The organism is Provencibacterium massiliense (assembly GCF_900169495.1).
In the GTDB taxonomy this organism is placed as follows: domain Bacteria; phylum Bacillota; class Clostridia; order Oscillospirales; family Ruminococcaceae; genus Harryflintia; species Harryflintia acetispora.
The window spans coordinates 267,907-278,415 of record NZ_FWCH01000010.1 but is presented as its reverse complement, the minus strand read 5'-3'; the positions used below and the strand labels follow the sequence as shown (position 1 = coordinate 278,415).

The 10,509-nt window shown below is 62.2% G+C and carries 7 protein-coding genes and 1 riboswitch; of the genes, 2 read left to right on the top strand and 5 right to left on the bottom strand.

Annotated features, from left to right (window positions below; genetic code table 11):
• A partial coding sequence (locus tag B5477_RS03710) for an Ig-like domain-containing protein (protein WP_187138716.1) occupies positions 1 to 2,134 on the top strand: 2,134 nt, incomplete at its 5' end.
• Between the two features lie 94 nt (positions 2,135 to 2,228).
• On the opposite strand, the gene pflA is transcribed toward B5477_RS03710, so the two are convergent.
• The 4 genes from pflA to B5477_RS03690 all read right to left on the bottom strand — a co-directional run bounded on the left by pflA (position 2,229) and on the right by B5477_RS03690 (position 7,951).
• Positions 2,229 to 2,948: a pyruvate formate-lyase-activating protein gene (pflA, locus tag B5477_RS03705; protein WP_079698455.1), complete on the bottom strand. Its 720-nt coding sequence runs from the start codon at positions 2,946 to 2,948 to the stop codon at positions 2,229 to 2,231.
• An 81-nt stretch (positions 2,949 to 3,029) separates the two neighbouring features.
• Positions 3,030 to 5,255, bottom strand: a complete 2,226-nt coding sequence (gene pflB / locus B5477_RS03700; protein ID WP_079698454.1) for a formate C-acetyltransferase — start codon at positions 5,253 to 5,255, stop codon at positions 3,030 to 3,032.
• Positions 5,256 to 5,322: 67 nt separating this feature from the next.
• Positions 5,323 to 5,407: riboswitch (ZMP/ZTP riboswitch) on the bottom strand.
• A gap of 67 nt (positions 5,408 to 5,474) precedes the next feature.
• Positions 5,475 to 6,782: a sensor domain-containing diguanylate cyclase gene (locus tag B5477_RS03695; protein ID WP_079698453.1), complete on the bottom strand. Its 1,308-nt coding sequence runs from the start codon at positions 6,780 to 6,782 to the stop codon at positions 5,475 to 5,477.
• 146 nt (positions 6,783 to 6,928) lie between these two features.
• Positions 6,929 to 7,951 carry a YeiH family protein gene (locus B5477_RS03690; protein ID WP_079698452.1) on the bottom strand — a complete coding sequence of 341 codons (1,023 nt, stop codon included), beginning with the start codon at positions 7,949 to 7,951 and terminating at the stop codon, positions 6,929 to 6,931.
• Positions 7,952 to 8,076: 125 nt separating this feature from the next.
• On the opposite strand from B5477_RS03690, the gene B5477_RS03685 reads away from it, so the two are divergent.
• Complete coding sequence (locus B5477_RS03685; RefSeq protein WP_079698451.1) at positions 8,077 to 8,982, top strand: LysR family transcriptional regulator; 906 nt, start codon at positions 8,077 to 8,079, stop codon at positions 8,980 to 8,982.
• Between the two features lie 620 nt (positions 8,983 to 9,602).
• On the opposite strand, the gene B5477_RS03680 is transcribed toward B5477_RS03685, so the two are convergent.
• Positions 9,603 to 10,508: a Ppx/GppA phosphatase family protein gene (locus B5477_RS03680; RefSeq protein WP_079698450.1), complete on the bottom strand. Its 906-nt coding sequence runs from the start codon at positions 10,506 to 10,508 to the stop codon at positions 9,603 to 9,605.
• Between the last annotated feature and the right edge of the window lies 1 nt (position 10,509).

The window sequence follows — 10,509 nt, the reverse complement described above, 5'->3', positions numbered from 1 at the left end:
GGTGGCCGCGCCCGGCCTCATCACCGCCCACACCGGCGGGACGGCGACCGTCACCGCCAGCGTCTATGGCGGCAAGGTGAAGGCTACCTGCACGGTCAACGTCTCGGCGGTGACGGGGGTGTCGCTGAGCCACACCGCCTATACCCTCTTCACCGGCGGCACGGCGGCCGAGACGCAGTTCACCCTCTCGGCCACCCTGACGGGCGGGGTATCCAGCGACGAGCTGGAATGGACGAACAGCGATCCCGGCGCCGCCGCGATGACAGTCGCGGCGGATGGGCGCAGCGCCACCATCGATGCCAGCGGCAGGACGGCGGGCAGCACGACGATCACCGCCCACATCAAGGGCGCGCCGGACACAGCGCAGTACAAGGCGAGCTGCACCGTTACAGTGGTGACCATCGGCAGCGTGTCGGTCAGTCCCGGGAACTACACCATCTACACCCTGGCCGAGCCAAGGACGGTCCAGCTGGCCGCGACGGTAACGCCCAACGCCGCCCCGGTCTGGAGCAGCAGCAATCTGTCGGCGGCCACAGTGAATGAAACCGGGCTGGTTACGGCGGTCGCGCCGGGGGGCGCCATCGTCACAGCCTCCGTGGGTGGCAAGAGCGCCAGCTGCGCCGTCACGGTCAAGGACAGGATCGCTGTCACCTCGGTGACAGTCAGCGGAAACAACAACCTGGTGCGCACCAGTGACAACCTCAGTCCCACTTCCCAGCTTTCTGCCACCACCGATCCCCCCAACGTCACTTTCCCGGCGGTGACCTGGGCGAAGACCGGCGGCAGCGCCAGCATCAACATCAACGCTTCCGGGCTGGTGACCGCCACCGCGGCGGGCAGTGCCACCTTCACCGCCACTGTGGACGGAATGACCAGCGCCCCCTACACCGTTACCGTCACCGACCAGAAGGTCACGGGCATCACCATTGCCCAAAAGTCGGTGGACAAGGGCGGTACGGTGCAGATGAGCACCACCGTGAGCCCCGCGAACGCCCTCAACCGGAATATTACCTGGTCGCTGGACTCGGGGAATGTGGCTTCCATCAGTGCTGCCGGCCTGGTCACCGGCGGGGTCGGCAGCAACGGCACGGTTACGGTGAAGGCCACCGCCGCCGACGGCTCGGGCGTGTCGGAGACCGGGACGGTCACTGTTAATGGGTGTGAGCATGCCCTCTCAGCCGGCGGCTACGGCTCCGGGGCCGGTACCTCAGGCAGTCCTTGGAAGGTGGGCACCGAGGCGCAGCTGCGCCATATTGACCAGCACAATACCGGAAAATCCTTTTTACAGGAAAACGACATCACATTGGCCCAAACCGGCGGCGCGACCTCCAAGCTCAGTGGCGCGGTTTACGACGGAAACGGCTATTATATCAAAAATCTTTCAGTCAACGAGACCGGTAATGGCGGACTTTTTGGCTGGCTGGATAATAGCACCGTTCAGAATGTGGGCGTTACCACCACCAACTGGATCACAGGCTATAATGTCGGCGGGATCGCCGGCGCATGTGATGGCGCCACTATCCAAAACTGCTTTGTGGAGGCAAAAATCATGTCCTGCGATCACGTCGCGCCAGCCTACCCCTCCACCGGAGGAATCGCAGGCGGGCTAATGAATTCCACCGTCACAAACTGCTATTTTGCTGGAACCATCCAGAACACTTCGCTGGGCAGCGGCACCAGTCCCGACCTGCGCCTAATCGGCGGAATCACGCCCTATGCCCGCGGAAGTGATAACAAGCAGTGCATCATCACCAACACCTATAACATGGCCGACCTGAATTACGGCTCTTCGATTTGGCCAAGCCTGATCGGAGCCATTACCGGTGATAGCTCCTTCTGGGTCGGCAGCAACTGCTATTCCGGCCTCGTCTACTCCGCCAACAACTATTGGCTCTCCACCGCACGCTACGCGCCCGCCTATGGGATCGGTGCCTGGTATGGTGCTTTCGGCCAGGCCACCGTCAACCCCGGGCCAAGCAACGCGGGCTGCGCCGCCCTCACTAGCTTCTCTTCCCTCCCTCCGGGGCTGGGTTCGGATTGGGAAATGGGCACCGTCCTCTTTCAGCGCTCCACCGGCAGTTCCTCTCGGGTCTCGGCCCCGGTCCTCAAAATCTTTACGCAAAAACATCCATAAAACCGGTTTAGAAAGCCTTGCGGGCGGCAGATTGAATCTGCCGCCCGCATGCCTTTTCAGTAAGCGTCCCGGAAGGGGTACCCTGTTTCCCCTTTTATTTTGCCAGCCGCACCAGCGACTGGAGCCGCGCCACCGCCAGGGGGTCGGCCTCGGGGGTCTCTCCCATCGGGAAGGGAATTCCCATCTCCTGGTATTTTTCCAGGCAGAGCCTCCGGAAGGGCAGCAGCTCCACCCGCTCGACGCAGGAATAAGGCGCGATCAAGGAGTTGAGCCGCCCGATGCTCTCTTCGTCGTCGTTAAACCCCGGTACGATCACCTGGCGGATCCAGACCGGAATTTTTTGCTTCTCCAGCTCGTCGAGAAAACCCAGTGTCTTGGCGAGCGAGCCGCCGGTATGCGCGCGGTACGCCTCCTCGGTGGTGAACTTGAGGTCCAGCAGCACCAAATCGCACACGTCGAGCAGGGCCCTTGCCTCCTCATCAAGGATACATCCGCTGGTGTCCAGCGCGGTATGGATCCCATCCCCGCGGCAAAGTGAAAAGAGCCGGCGCACAAACGCCGCCTGCAGCAGCGGCTCGCCGCCCGATACCGTCACTCCGCCCCGCGCGCCGAAATATCCCTTGTAACGGCGCACCCGCTGGAAGAGCGCCCCGGCCCCGGTGCGCACGCCGCCCGCCCTCTCCCAGGTGTCGGGATTGTGGCAATAGCAGCAGCGCAGCGGGCAGCCCTGTAAAAAGACGACCGAGCGCACGCCCGGCCCGTCCAGGGTGCCCATCGACTGGAAGGAATGGACCTGTCCGTAAAGCTCCTCCATCACCAATACCCTCCCCTCTTCGGACGTTTTGCGCCGGTGCCGCCGTGAGAAACTGCCGCCAATTGCGGCAAAGGCGCAAAACTACATCGCCTCATGGAAGGTGCGGGAGATGACCTCGCGCTGCTGCTCGCGGGAGAGCTTGTGGAAATTGACCGCGTAACCCGACACCCGGATGGTGAGGTTCGGATAGAGGGCGGGATCGTTGTAGGCCTCGATCAGCTTCTGTTTATTGAGCACGTTGATGTTGATGTGGTGAGCGCGGTTCCCAAAGTACCCGTCCAGGATGTCCACCAGGTTCTGCACCTGCTCCTCCTTCGTCTTCCCAAGCGTCCCCGGGGTGATCGAGAAGGTGTTGGAAATCCCGTCCCGGCAGCAGTCGTAGGGGAGCTTGGCCACCGAGGAAAGGGAGGCCAGGGCCCCCGCCTCCTCGCGGTTATGCATGGGGTTCGCGCCGGGGGCGAAGGGCTCGCCCTGCTTGCGCCCGTCGGGGGTGGAGCCGGTCTTTTTGCCATAGACCACGTTGGAGGTGATGGTCAGCACCGAGAGGGTGTGCTCCGCGCCGCGGTAGGCGGGTGTTTTTCGCAGCTCGTCGATCATCAGGCGCAGCTGCTCCCCTGCGATCTCGTCCACCCGGCTGTCGTCGTTGCCGAACTTGGGGAATTCGCCGGTGGTCTCGAAGTCCTTGATGTAGCCCTCCCCGTCCCGCACCACCTTTACCTTCGCGTACTTGATGGCGGAGAGCGAGTCGGCCAGCACCGACAGCCCCGCCACCCCGAAGGCCATGAAGCGGTGCACGTCGGTGTCGTGCAGGGCCATCTGGGTCTTTTCATAGGCGTACTTGTCGTGCATGTAGTGGATGACGTTCATGGTGTTGACATAGAGCTTACACAGCCAGGCGCGGTACTCGTCCAGCCGGGCGGTCACTTTATCGTAGTCGAGCACCTCGCCCTCATAGACCTCCCCCTTCGGGCCGATGTCGATCCCCGAGAGCTGGTCGTGCCCGCCGTTTAAACAGAGCAACAGGAGCTTGGGTAGGTTGCACCTTGCCCCGAAAAACTGCATCTGCTTACCGATCTTCATTGCCGAGACGCAGCAGGCGATGGCGTAGTCGTCCCCGTAGATGGGCCGCATAAGGTCGTCGTTTTCATACTGGATCGAATCGGTGTCCACCGAAACCTTGGCGCAAAAGCGCTTAAAGCCTTCCGGCAGGCGCTCCGACCAGAGCACGGTCAGGTTGGGCTCGGGCGCGGGGCCGAGGGTATACAGGGTATTGAGAAAGCGAAACGAGCTCCTGGTCACCAGGGGGACGCCGTTCTCCCCCACCCCGCCGACGCTCTCGGTGATCCACATCGGATCGCCGCCGAAGAGCTCGTTATAATCCGGGGTGCGCAGGTGGCGCGCCATACGCAGCTTCATCACGAAGTCGTCGATCAGTTCCTGCGCGCCGCTCTCGTCGAGCACCCCGTTCTTCATGTCCCGCTCGAGATAAATATCCAAAAAGGTGCTCACCCGCCCGAGCGACATGGCCGCGCCGTTTTGCTCCTTGATCGCCCCGAGGTAGCCGAAATAGGTCCACTGGATGGCCTCCCGCGCGTCCTTTGCCGGCTCGCTGATGTCGAAGCCGTACATCTTGGCCATCTCAATGAGCTTCTGCAAAAAGGCGATCTGCTGGTAGAGCTCCTCGCTCAGCCGAATGGTATCCACGTTCATCTCGCCCTCGCCGAGGGCGGCCTTGTCGCGCTGCTTCTCCGCGATCAGCCTGCCGACCCCATAGAGAGCGACCCGGCGGTAGTCCCCGATGATCCGCCCGCGGCCGTAGGCGTCGGGCAGGCCGGTGATCACCCCGCTCTTGCGCGCGCGGCGCATTTCGTCGGTGTAGACCCTAAATACCCCGTCGTTGTGGGTGGTGCGGTAGGTGAACTCGTCCTCGATCTTGCGCGAGAGCGTATAGCCATAGCTCTCACAGGCGCTGCGCGCCATGCGGATCCCCCCGAAGGGGTTGACCCCGCGTTTTAAGGGGCGGTTGGTCTGCAGCCCCACGATCAGCTCCTCGTCCTTGCAAAGATACCCCGGCTGGTAATTGGTAAGAGAGGAAACGGTGGTGGTGTCGATGTCCAGCACCCCGCCGAACTCCTGCTCCACCTTGAGCAGGGTATTCAGCCTCTCCATCAGGCGCGCCGTGCGCTCGGTCGCGCCGCAAAGGAAGCCGTCGTCCCCGATATAGGGGGTATAGTTTTTCTGGATGAAATCCCGCACGTCGATCTTGTCCTGCCATCTGCCCGGCGCAAAGCCTTCCCACTGCTGCATATGTCTACCTCCTGTATGTTCGCGGCCCCTTTGGCAAAACAAAAGGGCCATTCCCATGGTTCCCCACAGGAATCGCCCAGACGGTCGGCTCAATCCGCTTTCGTGCTCCACTGTAGTTATTCTACAATTACCCGTCAGTCGCACGCAGCGCTCTTCTTTGTATCCAGTATAAAGGCTCGGCGCCGCCCTGTCAACCATGTAAAATGTAGAAATTTCCCCTCAGCGCCGGTCGGATTTTGGGGAAGGAGCCCCCTCGCGCCGCAGCCCCCCGCTATAAAAGCAGAAGGTGCCCTTCCCCTGCCGCTTGGCCTCGTAGAGCGCAAGGTCGGCCTGCTCGTAGAGCGCCTCGTAGCCGCCGCCCTGCGGGGTGCTCAGCGCGATCCCCACGCTGCCGCTGACCTGCCCCCCGGGCGAAGTCTGCAAAAAGGCGCCGCAGAGCTCTCTTGCGCGCTCCTCGACCGGGACGCGCCCCGGCAGGTCCTTCATCAGGATGATGAACTCGTCCCCGCCCGCGCGCCCGATGATGTCGCTGGCGCGGAAGAACCCGCTGATCCTGCGGGTGACCTCGACCAGAAGCCGGTCCCCGTAGCGGTGGCCGTAGCTGTCGTTGACCGCCTTGAAGTTGTCAAAGTCGAGGACCATCAGCGCGTGCAGCCTGCCTTTTCCCTCGCCGTCCAGGTAGTCGCGGATCATCGCCTCGGCGGTGGTCTTGTTATATAGCCCGGTCAGGCCGTCGCGCTCGGCGCGGCGGCGCTGGCGCTGCGCCTCGCGCATCTCCCGGTCCACATCGATCAAAATGCCCACCGCGCTGTGCAAGGACTCCTCCCGGAGCCCGGTCAGCCCCACGCGCATCCAAAGGCTCCCCTCGCCCTTGCGCACCCGCACCGTCGCCTCGCTATAGGGCGCGCCGGCGCGCACCCGCTCGAGCAGCGCGCGAAAGATTGGCGCGTCCTGCGGCTCCAGAAAGCTCTGCGCGTCAAAGCCGCCCAAAAAATGCTCCATCTGGGCGGGATGGCCGAAGCGCTGCTCCCATACCTCGGAGAAATGCACCCGGTCCCGCCCGATGTCCCACTCGAAGATCACCCCGTCCGACTTTTCCATGATCAGCCGGTAGCGCTCCTCCCCCAGTCGCACCTGCTCCTGGAGCGCGCGCGCCTTCGCCTCGCAAGGCGAATGGGCGAGTGCGCGCGCCAGGCGGAGCTCCGTCGCAGCCGCGCTTTGGCAGCCGAGCAGCACCTCATAAGCGCCCAGCCGCAGCGCCCGCTCCTCAAGCGCCCCGTCCGGCAAGAAGACGACGACCGGCACCCGCCTGAGCGCCTCCTCCCGCCCCAAGGCCTCGAGCGCCGCCAGCGACTCCTCCCCCGGCAGCGCCAGCAGGATGAGCGAGAGGCGGGGCGATACAGCGCTTGCCCGGCGAAGCAGCGCGGGCGCATCGTTTTCCCCCGCCAGCTCGAAATCCCGCCCGAAGCGCGTCAGAAACCTTTGCGCCTCCTGCGGCGCGAAGAGGATGACTTCCCTGTTTTCCATCTGATCCCCCACCTTCGAATAGGAAGAGATGTCCCCCCAAAAACGCAAAAAGAATCCCGCTCCCGGCAGAATTCTTTTTTGACATCAGCTTCGTATTACTGGAAATTATACCAGCAAATGGGAAAAACGTCAAGCAAAATATCCCCTTAACGCAGCAGGAGGAAGATTAACCCGAGCGCGAAGAGCACCTGGCAGCAGCCGGTCAGCGCGCCGTAGAGCATGGCCTTGGGCCCCTCGCTGAGCAGGACCTTGAACTTCACCCGCATCCCGATGGCCGCCAGCGCAATGATCTCGAACTGGCTGCTGACGAAGTGCGCACCCTCGCTCAAAATGCCGGGGATCAGATGCAGGCTATTGATCACACACAGCACGAAAAAGCCGATGATGAACCAGGGGACCCCCGCCTTGACCTTCGCGTGTCCCTCCTGCCTGCCGCGCGCGAAGAGCGGGCCCTCCTCCTCGGTGTTCATCCGCGAAAAGAGCAGGGCGACCAACACCAGAAAAATGATCCGGATAATCTTGAAGACGGTGGCCATCTCCACCACCGGGTCGCTGACAAATTTGGCCGAAGCGATCACCTGGCCGATGGACTGCAAAGTGCCGCCGATCAGGGCCGAGGTGTGCAGCACCTCGTGCTGGTAAACGAAGCCGGACAGGATGGGCAGCAGCACCATCAAAAAGGTCCCGGTCACGTTGACGATGGTGATCGACAAGCCCTTGTCCTTCCCGTCGGCCTTCACCACCGGCGCCACCGAGGCGATGGCGCTCGAGCCGCAGACCGCGTTGCCCGCGCACATCAAAAGGGAAAACTTCTTGCCAAAGCCCAGCGCCCGCCCGATCAGGTAGGCCGCCGCGATGGTCAGTCCCATCTGGATCAGGATGAAGCCAAGGCCGCCCGCCCCGACCGAGAGCACGTCGCCGAGATTGAGCGTCGCGCCGGTGAGCACGATGGAATATTCCAACAGCCGGCTTTCGGAAAACTTGCTGCCCCGCTCGAACACCGGCCGGTCCAGCAGGGTGTTCCCCAGCAGGATTCCAAAGCCGATGGCGAACATCGCCGCGCCCACCGCCGGCAGGAAGGTGGCCGCATATTTCGCGAGCATCCCCAGGATCACACAGACTACCAGCCCCGGCAGCACCTCTTTTACCACCGTCAACCACTTTGTCATTTTCTCCAACCCCTTTTTGTCACACTGGGGTTGATTATACTCCTCTTTTAATATAAAATAAAATTATTAATTCTTATAAATCGATTTATAAAAATAATATATGACATTGGAAAGGAATTCTTTCTATGCTCGACTTCCGGATCCAGACCTTTCTGACCCTCTGCGAAACCCTCAGTTATACCAAGACCGCCGCGCTGCTGCACATCACCCAGCCCACCGTAACCCAGCACATCCAATTTTTAGAAAATGAATATGGCTGCAAGCTGTTTTGCTACAGCCGCAAGTCCCTCTCCCTGACCGAGCGGGGGGAGCTGCTGCGCAGCTGTGCACTGGGGCTGCGCGCCGGCAGCGAGCGGGCGATGCGGCTGCTGCGCGCGCCGCGCGCCGAAGGGCGGCGGCTGCGTTTCGGGGCCACCCTGTCCATTGGAGAATACGTCATGCCCGCCCTGCTGGAAAGATACCTCTCACTCCACCCGCAGGACGAGGTGCAGATGACGGTGCAGAACACCCAGAGCCTGCTGCATGCGCTGGAGCACGGCGAAATCTCCTTCGCCTTTATCGAGGGGAATTTCAGCCGCCGAGACTTCGCCTCCTTCCCGCTCTCCGAGGAGGAATTCGTACCACTGTGCGCGGGGGGTTCCCCGCTCGCGCGGCAGCCCGTTCCCTTCGGGGCCTTGGTCGGGGAGAGGCTTATCCTGCGGGAGCGCGGATCGGGCACCCGCGAGGTGCTGGAATCCATTTTAAGCGAGCACAACCTCCCGCTCACGAGCTTCCCTTTGCGTTGTGAGTTGGGGAGCTTCGGGGCCATCAAACGGTTGGTGGCGGCCGGGATGGGGATCACCTTCGCCTACCGCGAGGTGGCGGCAAAGGAGCTGCAAAGCGGAGAACTGGCTATAATCCCCATCGAGCGCTTTGCCGCCGGACGGGAGTTTTCCTTCGTCTGCCTGCAAAATGATATTTTTATGGAGGACTACCTCGCATTCTACCACTTCTGCAAGGAGCGGCGAGCCGCCGACAGCGAGGCGCTGTAGCCAATTCGCGAAGGGACTAGTTTACAAAACGGACATGCTCAGCCCGCGTCCTGAATAATAGGGTTCCAAGGGGGGCTGCGCCCCCTTGGCGGGGAGTTTGAGGGCGAGGCGGCAGACCGCCGCTCCCTATTCGCGAAAGAACCAGTTTACAAAGCGGACATGCTCAGCCCGCGTCCTGAATAATAGGGTTCCAAGGGGGCTGCGCCCCCTTGGCGGGGAGTTTGAGGGCGAGGAGCCCTCATCAATCGTAAAAAGGCGTAGGAGGGGTGAATCGGACCTCCAGTGGAGGTCCGAGAGGGGAACCCCAAGAGGGGTTCCCCAAAAACAAGGGGAAACCCATCTCGGGGTTTCCCCCTCAAAGCGTCCACTGGACGCTTTGATTCCCTCTTCCCCTTTTCGCTGGCGCGATATGTTCGTGGGGCACCGCCCCACACCCCGCCAAAGGGTCGTTTGACCCTTTGGAATCCCAAATTTTTTTCAAGTTGACATTCAGTGAATGTCAACTTTATTTTTAGGGGAAAGGGTTATCATATAAACGCTTTCGGTCACTGTGCCTATCCCCGCATCAAGATCAGAAAATCCGACACCCCCGCCTATCCACACTATAGGTCCCGTGAGGATCAGCCCTGTGCCCCCAGCACCCGTTCGAGCAGATAGCCCTCCCGCACGCCGCTGCTGCTGACCTCCACCGTTTGGCAGCCGAAACGCCGCACCGTCTCCTTGAGGATCATCATCCCCGGCAGCAGGCTCGGCGTGCGCTCGGGCACGATCCGGTAAACCGCGGCCTGCTCGGCCTCGTCCCGGGAGCGCAGCCGGTGCACGATCTGCGACACGTTCCCGGCGGGAAAGGCGGTTTCCCCCTTCGCCGCCCCGAACAGCTCCCGGCTGATTTTCAGCGCCGCGCGCACCGTGCCGCCCACCCCGCAAAGCAGGTCGCAGCGCCCGGCGTCCTTCCAGTCCAAGGCGTCAAACTCCCTGCGGATCGCTTTCTTGATCTCCTTACGCTCGTTCGGCGTGGGCAGCAGTCCCTCGACATACGCCTTGTGCAGCGAGAGCGAGCCGATGGGAAGGCTCACCAGATGGACGATTTGGCGCTGCCGGAAATGGACCAGCTCGGTGCTCCCACCGCCGATGTCCACCAGCATCCCCTCGTCCAGGCTCAGCGTATGGGCCGCCCCCACGAAATCGAGGTGCGCCTCCTGTGAGCCGGAGAGCACCACCAGCTTCACCCCGGTGCGCCGGGCGATCTCAGCCACTGCCTCGGAACGGTTTTCAATGTTGCGCAGCGAAGCGGTGGCAAAGGCGTGCATCTCTTTGATCCCGAAATGCCCGAGGATTTCATGGAAGCTCTCCAGCGCCGCGCAGGCGCGCTCGATTCCGGTTTCTTCCAGGATGCCCCCGCTGACGTAGCCTGCCAGCCCCGCCATCTCTTTTTTATTGATCAGCAGCCGCGGCTGCCCATCCTGCACCTCGTAGATCGACAGCCGTATCGAGTTTGACCCGAGGTCCACGATTCCATAGTTCATG

Excerpts from the sequence above, each read along its gene's own strand:
- pflA (WP_079698455.1), bottom strand. The coding sequence starts at position 2,948 with ATGGAGGAGCTTTACGGACAGGTCCATTCCTTCCAGTCGATGGGCACC.
- pflB (WP_079698454.1), bottom strand. The coding sequence starts at position 5,255 with ATGCAGCAGTGGGAAGGCTTTGCGCCGGGCAGATGGCAGGACAAGATC.
- B5477_RS03695 (WP_079698453.1), bottom strand. The coding sequence starts at position 6,782 with ATGGAAAACAGGGAAGTCATCCTCTTCGCGCCGCAGGAGGCGCAAAGG.
- B5477_RS03690 (WP_079698452.1), bottom strand. The coding sequence starts at position 7,951 with ATGACAAAGTGGTTGACGGTGGTAAAAGAGGTGCTGCCGGGGCTGGTA.
- B5477_RS03685 (WP_079698451.1), top strand. The coding sequence starts at position 8,077 with ATGCTCGACTTCCGGATCCAGACCTTTCTGACCCTCTGCGAAACCCTC.
- B5477_RS03680 (WP_079698450.1), bottom strand. The coding sequence starts at position 10,508 with ATGAACTATGGAATCGTGGACCTCGGGTCAAACTCGATACGGCTGTCG.